The organism is Streptomyces pilosus, from assembly GCF_014649835.1.
GTDB lineage: Bacteria > Actinomycetota > Actinomycetes > Streptomycetales > Streptomycetaceae > Streptomyces > Streptomyces pilosus.
In genome coordinates this window covers 203705-224763 of sequence record NZ_BMTU01000001.1, presented here as the reverse complement: position 1 = coordinate 224763, position 21059 = coordinate 203705, and the positions used below count along the sequence as shown (strand labels likewise).

General features: G+C 73.5%; 27 protein-coding genes. 13 read left to right on the top strand and 14 right to left on the bottom strand.

All coding sequences use genetic code 11. The features are described from left to right. Positions 1 to 11 precede the first annotated feature (11 nt). Together coaE and IE118_RS01075 are read left to right on the top strand one after the other, a co-directional pair. Positions 12 to 650 carry a dephospho-CoA kinase gene (gene coaE, locus IE118_RS01080; protein ID WP_189555289.1) on the top strand — a complete coding sequence of 213 codons (639 nt, stop codon included), beginning with the start codon at positions 12 to 14 and terminating at the stop codon, positions 648 to 650. Positions 651 to 700: 50 nt separating this feature from the next. Further along, on the top strand, positions 701 to 1081 hold the full coding sequence (locus IE118_RS01075; RefSeq protein WP_189555288.1) for a tetratricopeptide repeat protein: 381 nt from the start codon (positions 701 to 703) through the stop codon (positions 1079 to 1081). A gap of 18 nt (positions 1082 to 1099) precedes the next feature. Here the strand turns inward: IE118_RS01075 and IE118_RS01070 are convergent, their stop codons facing one another. Further along, a complete protein-coding gene (locus tag IE118_RS01070; RefSeq protein WP_189555287.1) occupies positions 1100 to 1366 on the bottom strand; it encodes a DUF6343 family protein in 267 nt (88 codons plus the stop codon). A gap of 158 nt (positions 1367 to 1524) precedes the next feature. Between IE118_RS01070 and IE118_RS01065 the strand changes: the two genes are divergently transcribed. Further along, the gene (locus IE118_RS01065; protein ID WP_229846633.1) at positions 1525 to 2217 is read left to right on the top strand and encodes a class I SAM-dependent methyltransferase; all 693 of its coding nucleotides are present in this window, start codon (positions 1525 to 1527) and stop codon (positions 2215 to 2217) included. A gap of 62 nt (positions 2218 to 2279) precedes the next feature. Further along, positions 2280 to 2720 carry a DoxX family protein gene (locus IE118_RS01060; protein ID WP_189555285.1) on the top strand — a complete coding sequence of 147 codons (441 nt, stop codon included), beginning with the start codon at positions 2280 to 2282 and terminating at the stop codon, positions 2718 to 2720. Between the two features lie 37 nt (positions 2721 to 2757). Here IE118_RS01060 and IE118_RS01055 read toward each other — a convergent pair whose 3' ends face one another. Together IE118_RS01055 and IE118_RS01050 are read right to left on the bottom strand one after the other, a co-directional pair. Next, the gene (locus IE118_RS01055) at positions 2758 to 3432 is read right to left on the bottom strand and encodes an RNA-binding S4 domain-containing protein (protein WP_189555284.1); all 675 of its coding nucleotides are present in this window, start codon (positions 3430 to 3432) and stop codon (positions 2758 to 2760) included. A gap of 10 nt (positions 3433 to 3442) precedes the next feature. Next, on the bottom strand, positions 3443 to 4057 hold the full coding sequence (locus IE118_RS01050) for a hypothetical protein (RefSeq protein ID WP_229846632.1): 615 nt from the start codon (positions 4055 to 4057) through the stop codon (positions 3443 to 3445). 65 nt (positions 4058 to 4122) lie between these two features. Here IE118_RS01050 and IE118_RS01045 point away from each other — a divergent pair, with 65 nt between their 5' ends. Further along, positions 4123 to 4836, top strand: a complete 714-nt coding sequence (locus IE118_RS01045; RefSeq protein WP_189555282.1) for a uracil-DNA glycosylase — start codon at positions 4123 to 4125, stop codon at positions 4834 to 4836. 41 nt (positions 4837 to 4877) lie between these two features. Next, entirely contained in the window at positions 4878 to 5888 is a 1011-nt protein-coding gene (locus IE118_RS01040) for an alpha/beta fold hydrolase (RefSeq protein WP_189555281.1), read from the top strand. A 4-nt stretch (positions 5889 to 5892) separates the two neighbouring features. On the opposite strand, the gene IE118_RS01035 is transcribed toward IE118_RS01040, so the two are convergent. The 3 genes from IE118_RS01035 to IE118_RS01025 form a co-directional block, all read right to left on the bottom strand. Continuing rightward, a complete protein-coding gene (locus IE118_RS01035) occupies positions 5893 to 6357 on the bottom strand; it encodes a GNAT family N-acetyltransferase (protein ID WP_189555280.1) in 465 nt (154 codons plus the stop codon). Further along, positions 6354 to 6773, bottom strand: a complete 420-nt coding sequence (locus IE118_RS01030; RefSeq protein ID WP_229846631.1) for a RidA family protein — start codon at positions 6771 to 6773, stop codon at positions 6354 to 6356. Before IE118_RS01030 ends, IE118_RS01035 begins: the two co-directional genes overlap by 4 nt. Positions 6774 to 6886: 113 nt before the next feature. Continuing rightward, positions 6887 to 8026 carry a glutathione-independent formaldehyde dehydrogenase gene (locus IE118_RS01025; RefSeq protein WP_189555278.1) on the bottom strand — a complete coding sequence of 380 codons (1140 nt, stop codon included), beginning with the start codon at positions 8024 to 8026 and terminating at the stop codon, positions 6887 to 6889. Positions 8027 to 8180: 154 nt separating this feature from the next. Here IE118_RS01025 and IE118_RS01020 point away from each other — a divergent pair, with 154 nt between their 5' ends. Continuing rightward, positions 8181 to 8372 (top strand): hypothetical protein, encoded by a 192-nt coding sequence (locus tag IE118_RS01020; protein ID WP_189555277.1) that lies wholly within the window; start codon positions 8181 to 8183, stop codon positions 8370 to 8372. A gap of 41 nt (positions 8373 to 8413) precedes the next feature. On the opposite strand, the gene glpK is transcribed toward IE118_RS01020, so the two are convergent. Together glpK and IE118_RS01010 are read right to left on the bottom strand one after the other, a co-directional pair. Further along, the gene (gene glpK / locus IE118_RS01015; protein ID WP_189555276.1) at positions 8414 to 9940 is read right to left on the bottom strand and encodes a glycerol kinase GlpK; all 1527 of its coding nucleotides are present in this window, start codon (positions 9938 to 9940) and stop codon (positions 8414 to 8416) included. 40 nt (positions 9941 to 9980) lie between these two features. Continuing rightward, positions 9981 to 10814, bottom strand: coding sequence for an MIP/aquaporin family protein (locus tag IE118_RS01010; RefSeq protein WP_229846630.1), 834 nt, complete (start codon positions 10812 to 10814; stop codon positions 9981 to 9983). A gap of 634 nt (positions 10815 to 11448) precedes the next feature. Between IE118_RS01010 and IE118_RS01005 the strand changes: the two genes are divergently transcribed. Then, on the top strand, positions 11449 to 11634 hold the full coding sequence (locus tag IE118_RS01005) for a DUF8839 family protein (RefSeq protein ID WP_189555274.1): 186 nt from the start codon (positions 11449 to 11451) through the stop codon (positions 11632 to 11634). A 230-nt stretch (positions 11635 to 11864) separates the two neighbouring features. Here the strand turns inward: IE118_RS01005 and IE118_RS01000 are convergent, their stop codons facing one another. After that, complete coding sequence (locus IE118_RS01000; protein WP_189555273.1) at positions 11865 to 12308, bottom strand: hypothetical protein; 444 nt, start codon at positions 12306 to 12308, stop codon at positions 11865 to 11867. Next, positions 12305 to 12988, bottom strand: a complete 684-nt coding sequence (locus tag IE118_RS00995) for an ATP-binding protein (protein WP_189555272.1) — start codon at positions 12986 to 12988, stop codon at positions 12305 to 12307. Before IE118_RS00995 ends, IE118_RS01000 begins: the two co-directional genes overlap by 4 nt. A 222-nt stretch (positions 12989 to 13210) precedes the next feature. Between IE118_RS00995 and IE118_RS00990 the strand changes: the two genes are divergently transcribed. The 3 genes from IE118_RS00990 to IE118_RS00980 all read left to right on the top strand — a co-directional run bounded on the left by IE118_RS00990 (position 13211) and on the right by IE118_RS00980 (position 15238). Further along, the gene (locus IE118_RS00990; protein ID WP_189555271.1) at positions 13211 to 14071 is read left to right on the top strand and encodes a Sco1979 family transcriptional regulator; all 861 of its coding nucleotides are present in this window, start codon (positions 13211 to 13213) and stop codon (positions 14069 to 14071) included. Between the two features lie 9 nt (positions 14072 to 14080). Beyond that, positions 14081 to 14356, top strand: coding sequence for a DUF397 domain-containing protein (locus IE118_RS00985; RefSeq protein ID WP_189556038.1), 276 nt, complete (start codon positions 14081 to 14083; stop codon positions 14354 to 14356). A 78-nt stretch (positions 14357 to 14434) separates the two neighbouring features. After that, a complete protein-coding gene (locus IE118_RS00980; RefSeq protein ID WP_189555270.1) occupies positions 14435 to 15238 on the top strand; it encodes an SAM-dependent methyltransferase in 804 nt (267 codons plus the stop codon). 172 nt (positions 15239 to 15410) lie between these two features. Here IE118_RS00980 and IE118_RS00975 read toward each other — a convergent pair whose 3' ends face one another. Both IE118_RS00975 and IE118_RS00970 read right to left on the bottom strand, forming a co-directional pair. Then, entirely contained in the window at positions 15411 to 16907 is a 1497-nt protein-coding gene (locus IE118_RS00975; RefSeq protein ID WP_189555269.1) for a glutamate synthase subunit beta, read from the bottom strand. 98 nt (positions 16908 to 17005) lie between these two features. Then, on the bottom strand, positions 17006 to 17488 hold the full coding sequence (locus IE118_RS00970; protein WP_189555268.1) for an anthrone oxygenase family protein: 483 nt from the start codon (positions 17486 to 17488) through the stop codon (positions 17006 to 17008). Between the two features lie 197 nt (positions 17489 to 17685). Here IE118_RS00970 and IE118_RS00965 point away from each other — a divergent pair, with 197 nt between their 5' ends. Then, positions 17686 to 18318, top strand: coding sequence for a nucleoside/nucleotide kinase family protein (locus IE118_RS00965; RefSeq protein ID WP_189555267.1), 633 nt, complete (start codon positions 17686 to 17688; stop codon positions 18316 to 18318). A gap of 253 nt (positions 18319 to 18571) precedes the next feature. Then, entirely contained in the window at positions 18572 to 19000 is a 429-nt protein-coding gene (locus IE118_RS00960; RefSeq protein WP_189555266.1) for a CBS domain-containing protein, read from the top strand. A gap of 216 nt (positions 19001 to 19216) precedes the next feature. Here the strand turns inward: IE118_RS00960 and IE118_RS00955 are convergent, their stop codons facing one another. Together IE118_RS00955 and IE118_RS00950 are read right to left on the bottom strand one after the other, a co-directional pair. Beyond that, positions 19217 to 20191 (bottom strand): carbohydrate kinase family protein, encoded by a 975-nt coding sequence (locus IE118_RS00955; protein WP_189555265.1) that lies wholly within the window; start codon positions 20189 to 20191, stop codon positions 19217 to 19219. Then, positions 20142 to 21050: a pseudouridine-5'-phosphate glycosidase gene (locus IE118_RS00950; protein ID WP_189556037.1), complete on the bottom strand. Its 909-nt coding sequence runs from the start codon at positions 21048 to 21050 to the stop codon at positions 20142 to 20144. Before IE118_RS00950 ends, IE118_RS00955 begins: the two co-directional genes overlap by 50 nt. Positions 21051 to 21059: the final 9 nt, after the last annotated feature.

Below are 21059 nucleotides of genomic sequence, written 5' to 3'. Positions count from 1 at the left end.
GGCTGCTGTCCATGCTGACAGTGGGCCTGACCGGCGGTATCGGCGCCGGCAAGAGTGAGGTGTCCCGGCTGCTCGTCGAGTGCGGGGCCGTGCTCGTCGACGCGGACCGCATCGCGCGCGAGGTCGTCGAGCCCGGCACGCCCGGTCTCGCCGCCGTCGTCGACGCCTTCGGCGAGGACGTCCTGGCCGCCGACGGCAGCCTCGACCGGCCCCGGCTCGGCGCGATCGTCTTCGCCGACGCGGACAAGCTCGCCGTGCTCAACTCCATCGTCCACCCCCTGGTGGGTGCCCGCTCCCGCGAGCTGGAGGAGGCCGCCCCCGAGGACGCCGTCGTCGTGCACGACGTCCCCCTGCTCACGGAGAACGGTCTCGCGCCCCTCTACGACCTGGTGATCGTCGTCGACGCCGGCCCCGCCACCCAGCTGGAGCGGCTCGTGGGCCGGCGCGGCATGAGCGAGGAGGACGCACGGGCGCGGATGGCCGCCCAGGCGACCCGCGAACAGCGCCGGGCGATCGCCGACATCGTCATCGACAACGACGTCCCGCTCGACGAGCTCGTTCCCCGCGTCAAGGACGTCTGGGACGAGCTCGTCCGCCGGGAGCGTGCCTCCCGCCCGCGGCCGCCGCAGGCCCCGGAAACGCCGGAATAGGGGCCCCCGGGCGAGGCGTTGAAAGCGATCAGAGAGGGAAGGATGCCGCCGTGCCCGAGACCAGTGGTCCGACCGGACGTACGCCGGAGACACATGTCATCGACTTCCGTGCCGCCGAGCAGCTGCTCGCCTCACGGGATCCGCGGGGCGCGGTGAAGCTGCTGGACGGCGTGATCGACGTCCACCCCGAGAACACCGCCGCGCGCCTGCTGCGGGCCCGCGCCTTCTTCGCGGCGGCCCAGCTGCGCCCCGCCGAGCTGGAGTTCTCCCTCGTCCTGGAGCGCGAGCCGGACAACGCCTACGCCCACTTCGCGCTCGCCCGCACCTACCAGCGGCAGAACCGCCCCCACCCGGCGAAGCGGCACTTCCGGCTGGCGGCCGCCCTGGACCCCAACCCGGAGTACCTGAGGGCGGCCCGCTTCGAAGGGTGACGGCGGTATGCCCCCGCGCTACGGCCGCCGCCCGGCCGGCGGCTCGTACGGCGGGACGTCGCGCCCCGGCTGGTAGTGCGGTCCCTGACGGATGTGCCGGACGACGAGGACCAGGTCGACGGTGACGAGCAGCCACAGCGCCCCGCACGCCACCGCCCAGCCGGGGTACCCCGTGAGCGCGAAGGCCACCGTCCCGGCGACCGTCCACACCTCGCCCCACACGCTGAGCCAGAACCGCATCCGCAGCGCACTGCGCGCGGTCACCGGTTCACTGCCCGTACGCATCGTCCTCACCGCCACTCCCGCCCGACCACAGCCCGCGACCGTGAGTTCCCTGCCCTCCGGGTCCCCGGAACCCGCCGCCGCTCACACGTACGGGTGAATCCGCGGGGAACTGGAACGGACGTGCGGACGCGGGCCGTTGGACGGACATGGAGCTGAGAATGCGTGAGGGGTACGAGGGGACGGGGCCCGGGGCGATCACCCCGGACGGCTGCGCGGTGGAGCTGTACTCGCGGCTCCCCGTCGGGGACGAGCCGGACATCATCGCCGCCGCGGTGCCGCCGGGGGCGCGGATACTGGAGCTGGGCAGCGGCGTGGGGCGGATGACGCACGCGCTGCTGGAGCGGGGCTTCGACGTCACGGCGGTCGACGAGTCGGCGGAGATGCTGGAGCGCGTGCGCGGGGCGAGGACGCTGTGCGGCGCCATCGAGGACCTCGACGCCGGGGAGACCTTCGACGTGGTGCTGCTCGCGTCCTTCCTGGTGCACGCGGGGGACGTCGGCGTGCGGCGGGGCCTGCTGCGCACCTGTGTGCGGCACCTGGCGGAGGACGGGTGCGTGCTGATCCAGCGGGAGGGCGCCGACTACCACACGAACGTGCCGCGCGAGCGGGTCGATCCGGCGGGCTTCACCGTGCGGATCGTGTCGGCGGAACCGGTCGGTGACGGCGTCGACTCGGTGCGGGCGGAGTACGTGTTCCCGGACGCGGTCTGGACGCAGACGTTCCGCTCCCGTGCCCTGACCGCGCCCCGGTTCGAGGAGGCGCTGGGGGAGGAGGGCCTGCGGGTCGACCGGTATCTGACGGCCGACGGGATGTGGGTGCGGGCGGTGAGAACCACGCCCGCACAGCGATGAGTTCGGGTGCGGGAGGCGGTCTTCCCCTGTGACAGTACGGACCGCATCCCACAGGAGACCTCATGTCCGAGACCACCGCTGCCGCCCCGACCTCCGTCGCCGGGCCGGCGGCCGCCCGCGGACGGCGCGCCCGGGTCGCGTTGCGCGGAGTGCAGGTGCTGATCGCGCTGTTCTTCGCGACCGCGAGCGCGCTGCCCAAGCTGATCGCGCACTCCTCGGCGGCCGGACCTTTCGCGGAGATGGGCTGGGGCGACCCGGGGATGTACGCCATCGGCGTGCTCGAACTCGCGGGAGCCGTCGGCCTGTTGGTGCCCGTGCTCCAGTCGGCGGCGGCGACGGGTCTCGCCGCGCTGATGGTGGGCGCGTTCGTCACGCAGCTCACGGTGTTCGACGGTGAGAACGCGGCGACACCGATCGTCCTGCTCGTGCCGCTCGCCCTGATCGCCTGGACCCGCCGCCACCACAACGCGGACCTGCTGCGCCTGCTGCACCGCCGCAGCTGAGACGCGGACGGACGCCCCGTCTCCCGAGGGCGCCGGGTCAGTCGCGGCGGGGACTGCCGGGGCCTGCCCGGCGGGATGTGCGCCCGGACTTGGCGCCTCCGCCGCCGGCCGTGCGCCCTCCGGCGCCCCGCCCGCGGCCGCCGGGGTCGGCCGGTGCGGCGCCCGGGCCGTCGGGGCCGGCGAGTCCGGGCACCCCACCGGGCACGCCCGGTCCGCCCAGGCCACGCAGGCGCTCCATCTCCCGGCGGTCGCGCTTGGTCGGGCGGCCGGTGCCCCGGTCGCGGATGCCGGCCGGGGCGACGGCGTCGCGGGGCGGGGGCGGCGGGGAGTTGTCGAGGTAGCACTGGACGGCCACCGGCGCGCCCACCCGCTTGCGGATCAGCCGCTTGACGACGACGACCCGCTCCCGGGTCTCGGCCCGCAGCCGCACCTCGTCACCGACACGGACGGAGTGGGAGGGCTTGACCCGCTCGCCGTTCACCCGGACGTGCCCGCCCCGGCAGGCGGCGGCGCCGAGGGACCGCGTCTTGACCAGCCGCACCGACCAGATCCAGCTGTCGATCCGCACGGATTCCCCGTTCGGCGGACCGGCCGCCTCGGCGGCGGCCACCGCCGCGGCGACCCGGGGGTCGGCGGCCGCGGGCGCCGCCTCACCCGGGTCACGCGCGTCCGCACCGGCCGTCCTGTCGTTCTCCGCACCCTCGGTACCCATGGTCCCGACCTTAGCCCGACGGCCGCGCGGACCGTACGGGGATCACGGCGGGCGGCGCGACCTCCAGGACCGTCGCCGTCCCGCCCACCGGACGGCCCTCGTGCAGGGTGAGCACCGCGCCGGGCACGAGGTGACGCCAACGGCCGGGGCTGAGCGGGGCCAGCCGGACCGGGGCGCTCTCACCCGGCCCCAGCGTCGCCGCGCCCTCCACCCACACCACCGCGACGAACATCTCAGGCTCGCCCCCGGCCGTCCTGAGACCGATGTCCCACACGGGTCGCAGCCACCCGTCCCCCTGGAAAGCCGTCACACGCCGGCCCTCCCCGGCCGGCAACAGCGTCAGCTCGGCCCGGAAGACACCGTGCCGGGTCTCGCCCTCGCGCCAGGCGCACCACCGCGCGGTCCGCTCCAGCATCAGCTGGCGGGCGGCGGTCTCGAGCAGCGACCAGTAGGCCCCGGGGACGGGAGGCCCGTTCCCGAAATCCAGCAGCAGCTCCAGTACGAACTCCCACTCCTGCCGGCGTTCGAAGTCGCGCACCTCCTCGACGGTCGCGCCGATCCCCGACCGCGCGCCGCGGGGGAGCAGGCCGGTCGCCCGGCTCAGCAGCGTGAAGGCGTCGTCCATGCCGGGCATTGTCCAGGAGAGGGCCGCTCACCGCCGTCCCCCCACCCGGGACCTACCGTGGAGCCATGGAGCCGAGCCCCCTCTCCCGACTCGACCGGCGCATCGCCGGCTGCCGTGCCTGCCCCCGGCTGGTCGAATGGCGCGAGGAGGTCGCCCGTACCAAGCGGGCGGCGTTCGCGGACTGGACGTACTGGGGCAGGCCGGTGCCCGGGTTCGGGCCGCCGGACGCCCGGCTGCTGATCGTCGGCCTGGCCCCCGCGGCACACGGCGGCAACCGCACGGGCCGGATGTTCACCGGGGACCGTTCCGGGGACGTGCTGTACCGGGCGCTGTACGACGTGGGGCTCGCCTCCCGGCCGACGGCCACGCACGCCGACGACGGACTGGAGCTGTACGGGGTCCGCGTCACCTCGCCCGTGCACTGCGCCCCGCCCGCCAACAAGCCCACCCCCGAGGAGCGGGACGCGTGCCGGCCCTGGCTGGTGCGGGAACTGCACCTGCTGCGGCCCACCCTCCGGGCGGCGCTCGTCCTCGGCGCCTTCGGCTGGCAGGCGGCACTGCCCGCGTTCGCCGAGGCAGGCTGGACCGTGCCCCGGCCCCGGCCCGCCTTCGCGCACGGCGCCCGCACCACCCTGGACGCGGCCGAGGGACCCGGCCTGCACCTCTTCGGCTGTTTCCACGTCAGCCAGCGCAACACCTTCACCGGCCGGCTCACCCCCGGGATGCTCAGGGACGTCCTGCGCACGGCGGCCGGCGCGGCCGGACTGGACACCGCGTAAACGGGATGAGCGGCCCCCACCGGCACCGGTAGCCTGCCCGGATGCCCAGATACCCGGAGATCGAACCGTACGACCACGGCATGCTCGACGTCGGTGACGGCAACCGCGTCTACTGGGAGACCAGCGGAAACCCGCACGGCAAGCCCGCGCTCGTGCTGCACGGCGGTCCGGGCTCCTCGGCGGGCCCCAACCTCAGGCGCTACTTCGACCCGGCCGCCTACCGCATCGTCCTGCTCGACCAGCGCGGCGCCGGGCGGTCACTGCCCCCGGCGAGCGATCCCGCGACCGACATGAGCGTCAACACCACCGCCCACCTGATGGCGGACCTGGAGCGGCTCCGCGCCCACCTGGGCATCGAGCGGTGGCTGGTGTGGGGCGTGTCGTGGGGGTCGGCCCTCGGCCTGCGGTACGCGCAGACCCACCCCGGGGTCGTGTCCGAACTCGTCCTGACCGCAGTGACCACCGGTTCGGACGCCGAGGTGGCCCTGCTGACCAGGGGGCTCGGCTCGGTCTTCCCCGAGGCCCACGCGCGCTTCCTCGCCGGGCTGCCCGCCGGCGAACGCGACGGCGACCCGGCGGCCGCCTACAACCGGCTGCTGGAGTCGCCCGACCCGGAGGTCAGGGAGCGGGCCGCGCTCGCCTGGACCGACTGGGAGACGGCGATGATCCCCGCCCCGCCCGGCTCGGTCGAACGCTTCCGGGACCCGGTGTTCCGCCTGGGCTTCGCCCGTACCGTCACCCACTACTGGGGCAACGGCCACTTCCTCGGCGAGGGCGAGGGCGAGGGCGAGGGCGAGGGCGAGGGTGAGGGCGGGGGAGGGGGCGACGACCAGGGTGTCGTCCTGCGCGACGCCCACCTGCTGAAGGGCATCCCCGGCACCCTGGTCCAGGGCAGCCTCGACTTCGGCAACCTCCTCGGCATCGTCTGGCGGCTTCATCACGCCTGGCCCGACAGCGAGCTGGTGATCGTCGACGAGGGCGGCCACGACACCGGCGCGGCCGGGGACGACGCCCTGGTGGCGGCGACCGACCGCTACGCCCGCCGCGGCTGAGGTCTCACGGCCGCCACCGGTACCGCACGTCCGGCTCCCGCTCCTCGTTGCCGGAGCCGTCCGTGCGCTCCACGGCCGTGAAGCCGTGCCGTTCGTAGAAGCGGTGCGCGGGCGTGTTGACCTGGAACGTCCACAGGGACAGACCGGTGGGGCTGCGTTCCTTGGCCAGCGCCACGAACCGGTCGCCGAGCCCGCGCCCGCGCCACCCCGGCTCCAGGTAGAGCTGGTCCAGCTCCTCACCCTCCAGCACCAGCACGCCGACGACGCCCTCGCCCGCCGCCTCCGCCACCCACGTCTCGCGCAGCGGCACCAGGACGTGCCGGAAGTAGTCCCGCACCTCGTCGTCGGAGCGGGGCCGGACCACGTCCGGCAGCGCGGCGGTGAAGGAGCGCAGCCAGACACCGGCCGCGGCCCCGGCGTCGGCGGCGTGCGCCCGGCGCAGGACCACCGCGGGCCCGCCCGCCGTCACGCGGCGGCCGGACCGGGGCCGGGGACGACCGCCGTCGCCGTGATCTCGACGAGCTGCCCGGTGTATCCGAGGCAGGCCACGCCGATCAGGGTCGACGAGTGGGGTCCGGTGCTCAGCCCGGACGCCTTGACGACGTCCCACACGGCGGAGAGCACGGCGGGCTCCGCGCTCACGACGTGGACGTCCGTCGCGACGACGTGCTCCAGGTCGCTGCCCACCGCCCGCAGCTGCTCCCCGAGGTTGGCGACGACCTGCCGGGCCTGCCGCACCGGGTCCCCCTCGCCGACCAGTACGCCCTCCGCGTCCAGCGGTACGGAGCCGGCCAGGAACGCCAGCCGGGTGCCCGCCTCGACGACGGAGACGTGGGAGTAGACGGGCGGCGGGAACAGGGAGGGCACGGTGACGCGCTGGATCACGAAGGCTCCTGGCAGGGGAACGGGAACGGTGGACGGCCGACGCCGTCCACCGTTCCACCGCTCGGCCCGCCCGCGCATCCGAATTACTCCCGGGGCCCGCAGGTCGCCGCCGGCTACGGGTGCAGGATCACCTTCGTGTAGCCCTCGACGCGCTTGTCGAACTTGTCGTAGGCCGACGGCGCCTGGTCCAGGGGCAGTTCGTGGGAGACCACGAAGCTGGGCTTCGCCCGCCCCTCGATGATCATGTCGCGCAGCTGCCGGTTGTAGCGCTTCACGTTGCACTGCCCCGTGCCCAGCTTCAGGCCCTTCTCGAAGAGCTTGCCGACCGCGACGAGGAGCATGCCCTGCTTGGACTGCTCGTCGGGCGCACCGGGGTCGGACGGGACGTAGAGCCCGGGGATGCCGAGCATGCCGGTGGCGCGGACGGTGCGGACCAGCGAGTTCAGCACGATCGCCGGCTCCTCCCGGTCCGTGTCCCCGCCGCCCGCAGACGCCTGGTAGCCGACGGCGTCGACGCCCTTGTCGGTGCCCATGCCCTCGGTCTGCGCGTGGATCTGCTCGACCGGGTCGCCCTCGGCGAAGTTGACGGGCACCGCGCCGATCTCCTCGGCCTTCTGCAGCCGCTCGGGGACCCGGTCCACGACGAACACCTTCTTCGCGCCGCGCAGCAGCGCCGAGTAGGCGGCCATCAGGCCGACCGGACCCGCGCCGTACACCGTGACGCTCTCGCCGGGACGCACCTGGGCGAGTTCACAGCCGTGGTAACCCGTGGGGAAGATGTCGGCGAGCAGGATGAAGTCCTTCTCGTGTTCCTCTCCCTCCGGCAGCTTCAGGCAGTTGAAGTCGGCGTAGGGGACGCGCAGGTACTCCGCCTGGCCGCCCTTCCACGGCCCCATGGCGACATAGCCGTAGGCGCCGCCCGGGAAGCCGGGGTTGACGGTCAGACAGTAACCGGTGAACCCGTCCACGCAGTTGGTGCAGAACCCACAGGCGACGTTGAAGGGCATGACCACCCGGTCGCCCTCCTTGAGCGAGGTGACGCCCGGACCGACCTCCGCGATCGTGCCCATGTTCTCGTGACCGAAGGTGATGCCCGGCTCGGCCGCGGTACGGCCCTCGTACATGTGCAGATCGGAACCGCAGATCGCGGTCGAGGTGACCCGTACGATCACGTCGTTCGGATGCTGGATGGTGGGGTTGTCGACTTCTTCGACCGCAACCTCGAACGGTCCCTTGTACACGACGGCCTTCATGGCTGAGACCTCCACTCGGTGGCGTGCGTGTCCGGTGCCGCGCCTCCCCCGATGCTCCGCGTGACCCATTTCTCATGGTTCTCCGGTCTGTCCCGGGGGGCAAGCCGGTAATGTCCCCATACGTATCGTCCTACGAGAACGGAAAGGGGCCGACATGGCGGCACAACGGCTGGGAACCCTGCTCGTCCCCGTGCCGGGACTGTCCGGCACGACCTACCCGGTGGGCACGACGGTGACCGTCCGCGGTCGCGGGGCCACGGTCGACGGGTTCGTGAACGGCGACTGGCTGCCGCTGTCGTGGTGGGAGTTCTCCGACGGCCTCCGCGAGGACATCGCCGACCGCTGACCCGCACCGACCGCGCCCCCCGGCGCGGTCACCGTCATGCGTCAGTCGCCGTCGCCCACCCGCACCCAGTCCAGCGTGCGCTCCACCGCCCGCTTCCAGTCCTGGTAGCCCTCCTGGCGCCGCTCCTCCTCCCACTGCGGCTCCCAGCGCTTCGACTCCTGCCAGTGGGTGCGCAGCTCGTCCGTGTCCGACCAGTACCCCACCGCGAGTCCGGCGGCGTACGCGGCTCCCAGCGCGGTGGTCTCGGCGACCACGGGACGGCTCACCGGCACCCCCAGCACGTCGGCCTGGATCTGCATGCACAGGTCGTTGGCGGTGACGCCGCCGTCGACCTTGAGCACGTCCAGGTGCACACCGGAGTCCTTCTCCATGGCCTCGACCACGTCACGGCTCTGGTAGCAGATCGCCTCCAGGGTGGCCCGCGCGATGTGACCGCCGGTGTTGTACCGGGACAGTCCGACGATGGCGCCACGCGCGTCGGAGCGCCAGTAGGGGGCGAACAGGCCGGAGAACGCCGGGACGAAGTACATCCCGCCGTTGTCCTCCACCGAACGCGCCAGCTGTTCGCTGTCCGGCGCCGTGCCGATGATCTTGAGCTGGTCGCGCAGCCACTGCACGGCCGCGCCGGTGACGGCGATGGAGCCCTCCAGCGCGTAGACCGCGGGGCTGCCCGCGAACTGGTACGCCACCGTCGTCAGCAGCCCGCTGCGGGACCGCACCAGCTCCTCGCCGGTGTTCAGCACCAGGAAGTTGCCGGTGCCGTAGGTGTTCTTCGCCTCGCCGGGGGAGAAGCAGACCTGGCCGACGGTCGCCGCGTGCTGGTCGCCGAGGACACCGGTGATGGGGACGGCGGCGCTCAGCGGCCGCGAGGTGCGGGCCGCGCCGAACGCCTCGGGGTCGGACGAGGGGTGGATGGCCGGCAGCATCGAGCGGGGGATGCCGAAGATGCCGAGCAGTTCGTCGTCCCAGTCCAGGGTCTCGAGGTTCATCAGCATGGTGCGGCTGGCGTTGGTCACGTCCGTGGCGTGCACACCGCCGTTGGGCCCGCCGGTGAGGTTCCACAGCACCCAGGCGTCCGTGTTGCCGAACACGGCGTGGCCCGCCTCGGCGGCCTCGCGCAGCCCGTCCACGTTCTCCAGCAGCCACTTGATCTTGCCGCCGGAGAAGTAGGTGGCCGGCGGCAGACCGGCCTTGTGGCGGATGACGTCCCCGTGCCCGTCGCGCTCGAGGGCGGCGGCGATGCGGTCGGTGCGGGTGTCCTGCCAGACGATGGCGTTGTAGTACGGGCGGCCGCTGCGCGGGTCCCAGACCACGGTCGTCTCGCGCTGGTTGGTGATGCCGATGGCCCGCAGGTCGCTCGCCGACAGGCCGCCGTCCCGCAGGGCGTTCTGGATCACCGTGTTGGTGCGTTCCCAGATCTCCACCGGGTCGTGCTCGACCCAGCCGGAGCGCGGCAGGATCTGCTGGTGTTCGAGCTGGTGCTTGGCCACCTCGTTGCCGGAGTGGTCGAAGATCATGAAGCGGGTGCTGGTGGTCCCCTGGTCCACAGCGCCGACGAATTCGGGCATCGCTGCCACCTCTCCTGGTGTGACGACAGAGCCTGGGGATCTACGGTTCCTCGGTGGCGGGGCCTTCCTCCTGCGCCCCGGCCCGGGCGGTGAGCACCGGCTTGATGATCAGGTCGTAGACGAGGACACCGGCGACCCCGCCGATGAGCGGGCCGACGATGGGGATCCACCAGTAGCCGCTGAACCACCCGAAGGTCCCCGGCAGGGCGATGTCGCCCCAGCCCTCGAAGAAGGTGAACAACCGGGGGCCGAAATCGCGCGCCGGATTGATGGCGTAGCCGGCATTGGTGCCGAACGTGAGACCGATCGCGACGACCACCAGGCCGATGAGGAACGGGTGGAGATTCGACAGCGGCGCCACATTGCGCATGTCGATGAGCGCGCAGATCAGCAGGAGGAGAATTCCCGTACCCACGATCTGGTCGAGCAGCGGGCCCCACCACGAATTACCGAAGTATTCCGCGGGGAAGGTGGCGAAGATGGAATACGTCGCCAGTGACTCGTCCCGGGGGAGTTCCGCCTTGGTGTTGGCCGCGTCGATGGCCCACCGGTAGCAGGCGTAGACGAGCGCGGCGGCGACGAAGGCGCCCACGACCTGGGCCAGCCAGTACGGCAGGACCTTCCGCCACGGGAAGTCCCTGCGCACGGCGAAGGCCAGAGTCACGGCGGGGTTGAGGTGGGCTCCGCTGATGCCGCCGGCGACGTAGACGCCGAAGACGACGGCGAGGCCCCATCCCCAGGAGATGATGAGCCAGTTGGCCGGCCCGAATTCCACGAATTGCCGCCCCGACCCGGGCAGGCCCACGACGGCGACCGCCACCGACCCGATGCCCAGCAGGAGCAGGACGAAGGTTCCCAGGAATTCGGCGAGCATGTCGCCGGCAATTCCTTCTTTGTATCCACGGCGACGTGGCGCTGCTGCAATGCGTTCAGCCATCGGCTCTCCTCGGCAGGAATGGCGTGGGCCTTTCCTCCCCCTACCGGCAGAGTAGAGCGAACCCGGTGATCGGGCGCGCGGGGCGTCACATTTGATTCCAACGGCCCAATATGCCCCTCCAGCGGTGGCGGGCGGGCGACGGTGTACCCGGGCCCTCCCGGGCCCTCCCGGGCCCGCCGGGGTCGACGGGCCGATGGCGCGGCTGACGGCGGCGCCCGACACGCTCGTCCAGGGCGTCACCAGGGCGTCACCAGGGCGTCACCAGGGCGTCACCGAGGCGGAGAGCCTGCTCGCGCGGGCGGTCGCGGAGGCCAGGCGCGCCCGAGCGGCGGCCGCGGGCACCGGGCCGGGTTCCGGACCCGCGCACCCGATCCGGTCACGCGGGTCCGCAGCTCACCACGCGTCCGGTGAGCGTCACGCAGCGTCACCGATTGCTCCGTAGGGGCGAGAGCCCGCTCACACTTGGCGGTGAACGGGTGTCAACTACGTCTCAGTACCGTCACCGGGCGAGGCGTTCGCCCCATGGTTGGCGTTTAACTCTACGAGTACAGCGCAACATGGAGGTGGCAGGGTGAACGGGCGAACAGTGCTCGAACGCTTTCCCGCAGGTGGACCGCGCGGCTCATGGCCGGCGGAGGAGTTCGCGCACGCGCGGCGCCTGGAGGGTCTGCCCGCCGAGGTCGTCATGGACCTCGCGACCGACATGTTCCTCGTGATCATCCGCAGGGACGCCGGCGGCGGCGATGTGCTGGCGTGACGCCGTGAGCGGCCGCCCGGGCGTCGTGACGCCGCGTGACGCGGTGACCGTGACACGACCCGGCACGGTCCCCGCGACGCGGCTCCGCACGGTCCTCGTGGGCGGTCCTGCGCGGTGACCGGGCGGGCCAGGCGGGCGGGGTGCCCGTGAGGCGGCTCCGCACGGTCCCGGTGGGCGGTCGTCCTGCGCGGTCACCGTGAAGCGGCTCCGCACGGTCCCCGTCGGGGGACTTAGGCGGTGACCGGGCGGGACCAGGCGGGCGGGGTGCCCGTGAGGCGGCAGAGGGCCAGGTAGAGCGGGATCGGCGGGGTGTAGGGGAGCGTGCCGTCCGGTCGGTGGATCAGGCCGGGCAGGTCGGGGGCCTCCGCGTCGGGCAGGACCGCGCCGGTCGCGTAGTGCGCGGGCGCGGGCCACTCCAGGGCGTAGTCGGAGTCGGACGGGACCAGCCACCACCAGTGCGCCTCATCGGCGTAGACGCACCCGACCCGCGGCAGCCTGGGCAGCACCAGCGGCCCGAGCCGGGCGGGAACCGCCACGGCGTCGCAGCCCATCGGGGCCGTCATGCCGTCCGGGACCGGCAGCCGCCGGGCGGCGGCCCGGGGCTGCCGTCCGCGCTGGATGCGGACCAGTGAGTCCAGGGTCAGCAGCAGACCGGTGCCGGGAGCGCCCGTCACTCAGCTCCTCCGTTCCGGGGGAACACCGGCCGGAGCCGGGCCGTCCGCCCCGTGCCGCCGTCACCGTGGCCGTCCCGGTCGCCCTCGTGGTCCCGGTCGTGATCGTCGTCCGAGCCGCCGGCCGGGCCGGGCTTCGGGCGCGCGCCCCAGCCCAGGTCGTTGCGGGGCTCGGCCGGTTCGGGCGGGAGGTCCGCCCGGTGGGGCAGGTCCGCCCACACCAGCAGACCGGGCCCCTGCTCATGGGCGCCCCAGGAGTGACAGAGGGCGTCGACGAGGAGCAGCCCCCTGCCGTGCTCGTCCTCCGGCCGCTGCCGGGTGTTCGCCCGCGGTCTGTCCGGCGCGCAGCCCTCGTCCCGCACGGCTATGCGCACCAGATCGCCGCCGTCGTGCAGCTCGCAGACTATGTGGCTGCTCGCCGTGTGCACGATGGCGTTGGTGACGAGTTCGGAGACGACCAGTTCCGCCGTGTCGCAGGTGTCCTCGCACACCGACCAGCCGGTCAGTCGTGCCCTCGTCAGGCGTCTGGCCTGCGCCGGGGAACCCGGATGGGCGGCCAGCTCGAACCGGAACCGGCGCTCGGCGGCGGCCCCCGAAGGGGCGGGAGCCGAGGCGGCGCCGAGGCCGACGGACCCTGCGGCGGCGTCTGTTCCTAAGGGCGCGGACGGAATCACGCTTGCCACTATCGCCCCGCCGTGAACACTTGGCAAGTGTCACTCTGAAAAATGCAGAGTGCTGTGTGACGGTCTGGACGGCCGTGGCACACTGCTCGCAACAGCACCTCGCGCGGCGCCAGTTGGGATCGCCGGAGCTTCGTTCGAACGCACGTGCGATTGAGCGAAACTTCGAATGGATCTTCGAATGGCGCCGCCGGGCTGTCAGCATGTGTGCGAAGGAGGTGGAGTGTGAGTGAACCCCGGTCCGCGCCGACGGTGGGACAGGTCGTCCTCGGCCGGCGCCTGCTGGACCTGCGGGAACGCGCGGGACTGAAGCGCGAGGAGGCCGCCCGTGTACTCCGGGTCGCCCCCGCCACCGTGCGCCGCATGGAGACGGCCGAGGTCGCGCTCAAGATCCCGTACCTCCAGCTCCTGCTCAAGGCGTACGGCGTCTCCGACGACGAGGCCGACGCCTTCGTGCAACTGGCCGAGGACGCGAACCGTCCCGGCTGGTGGCAGCGGTTCCACGACATCCTTCCCGGCTGGTTCTCGATGTACGTCAGCCTGGAGGGCGCCGCCTCCCTCATTCGCAGTTACGAACCCCATTTCGTCCCCGGAGTGCTCCAGACCGAGGACTACGCGCGTGGCGTGCTGCGCTCCGGAGCCATAGGGCAGACCAGGCCCGAGGACATCGAACGCCACGTCGACCTGCGCATGCGACGGCAGGAACTGCTCACCCGTAAGGACGCGCCCCGGCTGTGGGTCGTGATGGACGAGACCGCGCTCCGCCGCCGGGTCGGCGGCCCGGAGGTGATGCGTGCGCAGATCGACAAGTTGCTCGAGGCCACGAAGCTGCCCAATGTGACACTGCAGGTCGCGACCTTCGCCGGCGGGCCGCACCCCGGTACGTACGGGCCGTTCGTGCTGTTCCGATTCGCCGTGCCCGAACTTCCGGACATGGTCTACAGCGAGTACCTGACCGGCGCGGTCTACCTGGACGCGCGCACCGAGGTGGCGACCCACCTCGAGGTCATGGACCGCATGGCGGCGCAGGCCGCTACGGCACATCGCACGAAGGAGATCCTCCGGGATCTCCGCAAGGAGCTGTGAATGGAACTCATGGAGTCCCGGACGTCCCTGCCCCAGCCGCTGGTCCGCACCGAGCGGATCTACAACGGCATGCCCGCGAGGGACCTGGGCAGCGAGGGCTGGCACAAGCCGTGGAGCGGCGGCAACGGAGGGAACTGCCTGGAGGCGATGAAGCTCGACGACGGCCGTATCGCCGTGCGCCAGTCCACCGACCCCGACGGTCCCGCGCTGATCTACACCTCCGCCGAGATGACGGCCTTCATCGAGGGGGCGAAGGCGGGAGAGGCGGACTTCCTGCTGTCCTGACCCGTTTGCTGTTCTTCCCTTCTGATTCCTTGGCACCGACTTGATCACTAACAGTTGCAGAGACTTACGGAGTCCGTCATGACCGGGCAGCACCCCGTGGAGATCGACACCAGCAGACCGCACCCCGCCCGCATGTACGACTGGTATCTGGGAGGCAAGGACAACTACCCCGTCGACGAGGCCATGGGCCGGCAGATGCTGGCGCTCGACCCCCGGGTGCCGGTGATGGCCCGCGTGAACCGCGCGTTCATGCAGCGGGCCACGCGCTGGCTGGCGGGGCGGGGTGTACGCCAGTTCCTGGACATCGGCACCGGCATCCCCACCGAACCCAACCTGCACCAGGTGGCCCAGCGGGTGATCCCGGACGCCCGCGTCGTGTACTGCGACAACGACCCCATCGTCCTGGCCCACGCGGCGGCACTGCTGCGGGGCACGGACGAGGGGACGACCGAGTACCTCCAGGCGGACGCCCGCGACCCGGACGCCATCCTGGCCGGCGCCCGGAAGGTACTCGACTTCGACCGGCCGATCGCCCTGTCGCTCGTCGCGCTGCTCCACTTCGTCCCCGACGAGGACGGCGCGCACGAGCTGGTCCGCCGTCTGCTGGCCCCGCTGCCCCCGGGGAGCCACCTGGTCCTCACCCACGCCACGGCCGACTTCACGCCCGAGGAGTCGGCGGCGGCCACGGCGAAGCTGAAGGCGGCGGGAGTGACCCTGGCCCTGCGCTCGCGTGCGGAGTTCGGCCGCTTCTTCGACGGCCTCGACCTCGTCCCGCCGGGCATCAGCATCCCCCACGAGTGGCACCCGGAGCTGGGCGAGCCCGTACCGGGGCAGTCCGACGGCGTCATCCCGGGCTACGGAGCGGTGGCCCGCAAGCCGTGACTCCGCGGGGAGCCGTGGGTGCTGCCCCGCCGTTCCCGCGGGCCGTCCTGCCTCCCCCGTACCGGAAGCGCCTGGAGGAGGAGCCCGCCGGGGCGGCGGGGGAGGGCGGCGCCGGTACCCGTCGGCGCCGGGCCACCCGCCGGGCCCGCCGGCGGCAGCGGCGCTCGGGCGGTCACGCCGTCATCGGACGGTCGTACGGGCCGATCGGTGCCGGCAGCCGCGAACCACCCCCGGTCAGGTAGCCGTCGACCGCCGCCGCCACGGCCCGCCCCTCCGCGATCGCCCATACGATCAGCGACTGCCCCCGAGCCGCGTCCCCGGCCGCGAAGACCCCCGGCGCCGCCGTGCCGAAGTCCGCGCCCCGGGAGAGCGTGCCCCGCGGCTCCAACGTCAGTCCGAGCCCCGCGACCAGCCCGTCCCCGCACTCCGGCCCGGAGAACCCCAGCGCCAGCAGCACGAAGTCCGCCCGCAACGACCGCTCCGTCCCCGCCAGGGCCCGCCGGCCGGCGTCCACCTCCACCACCTCCAGCGACGACACCCGTCCCTCCCCGTCCCCGACGAACCGCAACGTGGACGCCGCGAACACCCGGGCGTGCGCGTCGGCCTCCACCTCCGGCGCCCTCCGCAGCGCCCCGGCCTCCTCGTGCGACGCGGACACCCGGTACACCTTCGGATACGTGGGCCACGGCTCCGCGTCCTCGTCCCGCACCGCCCCCGGCCGCCCGTAGATGTCGAGCTGCGTCACCGTCGCCGCCCCCTGACGCACCGCCGTCCCCACACAGTCCGACCCCGTGTCACCACCCCCCACGACCACCACGTGCCGGCCCGCCGCGGACAGCGGCGACGACTCCAGGTCCCCCTCGCACACCCGGTTGGCCAGCGGCAGGTACTCCATCGCCTGATGGATCCCCGCCAGCTCGCGTCCCGGGACCGGGAGTTCACGCCACACGGTCGCCCCCGTGGCCACCACCACCGCGTCGTAGCGCGCCCGTAGCTCCGCCGCGTCCACATCCCGCCCGACCGCCGTGGACGTACGGAACTTCGTCCCCTCCTCCCGCATCTGCGCGAGGCGCCGCTCCAGGTGCCGCTTCTCCATCTTGAACGCGGGGATGCCGTACCGCATCAGTCCGCCCGGCCGGTCGTCCCGCTCGTAGACCGCCACCGTGTGCCCCGCCCGCGTCAGCTGCTGGGCCGCCGCGAGCCCGGTGGGTCCCGAACCGATGACGGCGACCGTCCGGCCCGAGAGCCGGTCCGGCGGGGCCGGTGGCACGAACCCCTCCTCCCACGCCCGGTCGGCGACCGCACACTCGACGTTCTTGATGGTGACCGCCGGCTGGTTGATGGCGAGCACACAGCCCGCCTCGCACGGGGCCGGACACAACCGTCCCGTGAACTCGGGGAAGTTGTTGGTGGCGTGCAGCCGCTCCGCCGCCGCCCGCCAGTCCTCCCGCGACACCAGCTCGTTCCACTCCGGGACGAGGTTGCCCAACGGGCAGGCGTCGTGGCAGAACGGGACCCCGCAGTCCATGCACCGGTCGGCCTGCGCGCCGATGATCGGCAGCAGCGCACCGGGGACGCACACCTCGTCCCAGTCGCGGACCCGCTCCGCCACCGGCCTGCGCGGCCACTCCTCACGGGGCGTGGTCAGGAAACCCTTGGGATCGGTCATGGCCCTGTCCCTCTGCGCGCGGATGACAGGCCGGGCGTCGCAGGACGGCGCTCTCCCGGCCACGATACGTCCGCCGGGGGCCGCCCGCAGCGACCCCGTCACCCGGTGACGGCCAGCACGTACGCCAGCGCCGCCCCGGCCGAGGCGACCGTGCGCACGTGGTTCCACCTCGTCCACCCGCGCACGTACACCGGCCAGTACGTGGCCGCCTCCGGGCTCCCCGGCTCCGGCCGGGCCAGCGCGTCGTTGCGCGGGACGTTCGCGAGCGCGGTCACGCCGAACGACCCGGCCAGGAACAGCGCCCCGCCCACCAGCAGCTCCACCGCCCCCTCCCGGGGCCACCGCACGAGCGTCACCACCGTGAGCACCGCGCACAGCAGCGTCGAGCCCAGGAACACCAGCATGAAGGGCGGCCGCACCGCCGCCGCGTTCACCGCCCGCATCGCCGCCGCGCCCTGTGCGGGCGGCAGCGCCGCGAGCCCTCTCATCACGAAAGCCGAGAAGGCGCAGAAGACCCCCGCCGTCAGCCCCGTCCCGAGCACACCCAGCACCGTCAGCACGTAGTACGGCTCGTCGATCATGTCCTCACCCCCGTTCACCGGGCCGGTACCCGTCCCGTCCGGCCCGTCTCCACCAGTGAAGGCCACCCGCGCCCCACGCCGCCATGGCCGAGCCGCGCCGACGCATGCGCGAGCGTCCAGCCCCGGTCCCCGGCCGGGCCCGGTCCCCGGCCGGCCCCGGCCCGTGTTCCGCGCCCGGGCGGGCGCATCATGGCCGTGTGCGACTCGAACCGATCACCTGGGAGCGGCTCGGCGACCTCCTCGCCGACCGGCTGCTGGAACTGAGGACGGCCGACGGCGGGCCCTGGCCCCGGGTCGCCCTCGACGGCGCCCCGGCCGCCCGCCCGGGCGACCTCGCCGAACGTCTCGCCGAGGCGCTGCGGATACGCGGCCGTCCGTCCCTGACCGTGGGCACCGACGGCTTCCTGCGCCCCGCCTCGGTCCGGCTCGAGTACGGCCACCAGGACCTGGAGTCGTACTACAGCGGCTGGTACGACACCGGGGCGCTGTGGCGCGAGGTGTTCGGCCCCCTCGAACCGGGCGGCAGCGGACGGGTCCTGCCCGACCTGTGGGACCCCCGCACCGACCGGGCCACCCGCAGCCCCTACACCGACCTCCCGCCCGGCGGTGTGCTGTTGCTGCACGGGCCGCTCCTGCTGCGTCACTGGTTCCCCTTCGACCTGAGCGTCCACGTCCTCCTCTCCCCGGGCGCCCTGCGCCGCCGCACGCCCGACGCCGACCACTGGACCCTCCCCGCCTTCGCCCGCTACGAGCAGGAGACCGACCCGGCCGGCACGGCCGACGTCCTGGTGCGGGCCGACGACTCCCGCCATCCCGCCTGGCGCGGCTGACACCGGCGGAGCGGACCGCCCGACACCGCGGGCATCCCGGCGGACACCGTCGGTCGAGCGGCCGACACAGGGTGGGGGCGCGGCGTGCACCGTCGGGCAGACCGCCGGACACCCGGCCCGCGCCGCTCCCGGGGCCGCTCCCGGAGGCCCGCTCCCCGGGTGCCGTCCACGGGCGGCGCGACGAGAATGAAGGGCGCCGGGACTCGCGGTGCGACCCGCGCCGCGCCGGCCGTCCGGCATTGGGAGGTACTCCATGACCACCGCCCAGGACATCATGCACCGCGGCGCCCAGTGGATCCCCGCGCACGAAACCCTCGACCGCGCGGCCCAGTTGATGCGCGAACTCAACGTCGGCGCCCTGCCCATCAGCGACGAGAACGAGCGGCTCTGCGGCATCCTCACCGACCGCGACATCGTCGTCGGCTGCGTCGCCATGGGCCACGACCCCGCCCGGGTCACCGCCGGGGAGATGGCCAAGGGCACGCCGCGCTGGATCGCCGCGGACGCCGACGTCGACGACGTCCTGAACGAGATGCAGACCCACCAGATCCGCCGGCTCCCCGTCATCGACGACAAGCGCCTCGTCGGCATGATCAGCGAGGCGGACCTCGCCCGGCACCTGACGGAGGAACAGATGGCCGGCTGGACCGGGAGCGTCTACGCCAGGTCCGCCACGGGCTGACCCGTTCCCCGGCCTCCCCGCGGTGTGCCGGGTCACGCCCGACGGTGTGGGTGATCGGCATGCGGCCCCCTTCCATGGTCTCCCCGTATGCCTGTCTTCTCGTCCGCACCGCCAGTCTGCCCCTCCCCGAGGAACCGTGTGCGGCCCTGTGGACAACCGCCGGCCCGCTGCTCCGCCGCCTGTGGACAACGGGTGTCGCCCCTGGTGGGACGCCCTTCAGGTGAGCGCGGGCGGGCGGCCCCCGGTCCGGCCGACCGCCAGCGCGCCCGCCACGCATCCCTCCCGTGCCGCCCGTTCCGGCTCCGCGCCCGCGAGCAGGGCCGCGAGGAACGCGCCGGTGAAGGCGTCACCCGCGCCGGTGGTGTCCAGGGGCGTCGCCGGCACGGCCGGAACCCGGGCGAACACCTCGCCGCACCGGGCGAGCACCGCCCCCCGCGCCCCCTGCTTGACCACCACCAGCGGCACCTGCCGGCTCAACCGCGCCGCCGCGCCCACCGCGTCCGGCACCCCCGTCAGCAGACACGCCTCGTCACGACTGGGCAGCAGCACGTCCACCCCCTCGACCAGCGCCAGGAACCGCTCGGCCCCCAGCGTGCCGAGGAAGCCGGCCGACGCCGGATCCAGGCTCACCGGCACTCCCCGCGCCCGCGCCGCCTTCAGCGCCACCGCGACGAACGCCCGGCCCGGCCCGGAGAACAGCAGGTAACCCGACAGGTGCAGCCGCGCCACGCCGTCCAGCAGCGCGTCCGACCAGTCACCCGGGTCGAGCCGCAGCGACGCCCCGCTGTCGGTGAGGAAGGTCCGCTCGGCCGCCGCGTCCTCGTCGACCAGGCAGATCACCGTCCCCGTCGGCACCCCTTCGTCCACCACCAGCAGCGGACGGACCCCACAGGCGGCCAGCTCCCGCTCGTGCCAGACCGCCGCGTCGGCGCCCACCCGCCCCAGCAGCCGCACCCGCGCACCGTCCCGGCGCGCCGCCCAGCAGGCCACATTGGCGCCCGCACCCCCCGGCACCCTGGCGATCACGGCCGCCGTGTCCGTCCCCGGCGCGAGCGGTCCCCGGTGCCGGGCCACCACATCCGTGATCACATCACCGGCGACCAGCAGCGCCCCGTCCCGCACGGCGGCCCTCACCCCGCCGTCACTCCCCGGCGGCCCACGCCGCCGCGACCCGCGACGCCAGCCGCACATTGCCCCGTACCGCCGCCAGATTCGCCGCCAGGGAGGCACCGCCGGTGCCACGCACCAGGTGGCCGAGCAGGAACGGGGTGACACCCTGCCCCGTGACCCCCTCCGCCGCGCACGCGCGCAGCGCCTCGTCGAGCACCCGCGCGTGCACCCCGGGGTCCAACTGCTCGTCCTCGGGGACCGGGTTGGCCACGATCAGCGCCGACCCCGGCCCGCCGAGCGCGTCCTGCGCCCGCATCGCCGCCGCCACCTGCCCCGGCGAGTCCAGCCGCCAGTCCACGGGATGCCCCGAGTCGGAGAGGTAGAAGCCGGGAAAGCGGTCCGTGCCGTATCCGGCGACCGCCACTCCCAGGGTCTCCAGCCGCTGCAGCGTCGCGGGTACGTCCAGGATCGACTTCACCCCCGCGCACACCACGGTGATCCGGGTACGCGCCAGCAGCCCCAGGTCGGCCGACTCGTCCTGCGTCACCGTCCATTCCCGGTGCACCCCGCCGAGCCCCCCGGTGGCGAACACCCGCAGGCCCGCCAGCTCCGCCAGCAGCGCCGTGGCCGACACCGTGGTCGCCCCGCTCGCCCCGGCCGCCACGGCCAGCGGCAGATCACGGTGGCCCAGCTTGCGGATGCCGTCCTCGTTCGCCACCCGCTCCAGCTGGTCCTTGTCCAGACCCACCCGCGGGCGCCCGTCCAATACGGCGATCGTCGCCGGGACCGCGCCCTCCTCCCGCACGGCCGCCTCCAGCTCCAGCGCCACCCGCAGATTGCGCGGCCTCGGCAACCCGTGCGCGATGATCGTCGACTCCAGCGCCACCACCGGCCGACGCCCGGCGACCGCCTCCCGCACCTCTTCGGACACCATCAGCACCACGTGCCT

What these genes read in the sequence shown, in the direction of transcription:
- coaE (WP_189555289.1), top strand. Translation starts at nt 12, where the DNA reads ATGCTGACAGTGGGCCTGACCGGCGGTATCGGCGCCGGCAAGAGTGAG.
- IE118_RS01070 (WP_189555287.1), bottom strand. Translation starts at nt 1,366, where the DNA reads ATGCGTACGGGCAGTGAACCGGTGACCGCGCGCAGTGCGCTGCGGATG.
- IE118_RS01065 (WP_229846633.1), top strand. Translation starts at nt 1,525, where the DNA reads ATGCGTGAGGGGTACGAGGGGACGGGGCCCGGGGCGATCACCCCGGAC.
- IE118_RS01060 (WP_189555285.1), top strand. Translation starts at nt 2,280, where the DNA reads ATGTCCGAGACCACCGCTGCCGCCCCGACCTCCGTCGCCGGGCCGGCG.
- IE118_RS01055 (WP_189555284.1), bottom strand. Translation starts at nt 3,432, where the DNA reads ATGGGTACCGAGGGTGCGGAGAACGACAGGACGGCCGGTGCGGACGCG.
- IE118_RS01050 (WP_229846632.1), bottom strand. Translation starts at nt 4,057, where the DNA reads ATGGACGACGCCTTCACGCTGCTGAGCCGGGCGACCGGCCTGCTCCCC.
- IE118_RS01045 (WP_189555282.1), top strand. Translation starts at nt 4,123, where the DNA reads ATGGAGCCGAGCCCCCTCTCCCGACTCGACCGGCGCATCGCCGGCTGC.
- IE118_RS01040 (WP_189555281.1), top strand. Translation starts at nt 4,878, where the DNA reads ATGCCCAGATACCCGGAGATCGAACCGTACGACCACGGCATGCTCGAC.
- IE118_RS01025 (WP_189555278.1), bottom strand. Translation starts at nt 8,026, where the DNA reads ATGAAGGCCGTCGTGTACAAGGGACCGTTCGAGGTTGCGGTCGAAGAA.
- IE118_RS01020 (WP_189555277.1), top strand. Translation starts at nt 8,181, where the DNA reads ATGGCGGCACAACGGCTGGGAACCCTGCTCGTCCCCGTGCCGGGACTG.
- glpK (WP_189555276.1), bottom strand. Translation starts at nt 9,940, where the DNA reads ATGCCCGAATTCGTCGGCGCTGTGGACCAGGGGACCACCAGCACCCGC.
- IE118_RS01010 (WP_229846630.1), bottom strand. Translation starts at nt 10,814, where the DNA reads ATGCTCGCCGAATTCCTGGGAACCTTCGTCCTGCTCCTGCTGGGCATC.
- IE118_RS00985 (WP_189556038.1), top strand. Translation starts at nt 14,081, where the DNA reads ATGGAGTCCCGGACGTCCCTGCCCCAGCCGCTGGTCCGCACCGAGCGG.
- IE118_RS00980 (WP_189555270.1), top strand. Translation starts at nt 14,435, where the DNA reads ATGACCGGGCAGCACCCCGTGGAGATCGACACCAGCAGACCGCACCCC.
- IE118_RS00975 (WP_189555269.1), bottom strand. Translation starts at nt 16,907, where the DNA reads ATGACCGATCCCAAGGGTTTCCTGACCACGCCCCGTGAGGAGTGGCCG.
- IE118_RS00970 (WP_189555268.1), bottom strand. Translation starts at nt 17,488, where the DNA reads ATGATCGACGAGCCGTACTACGTGCTGACGGTGCTGGGTGTGCTCGGG.
- IE118_RS00960 (WP_189555266.1), top strand. Translation starts at nt 18,572, where the DNA reads ATGACCACCGCCCAGGACATCATGCACCGCGGCGCCCAGTGGATCCCC.
- IE118_RS00955 (WP_189555265.1), bottom strand. Translation starts at nt 20,191, where the DNA reads ATGTGCGGCTGGCGTCGCGGGTCGCGGCGGCGTGGGCCGCCGGGGAGT.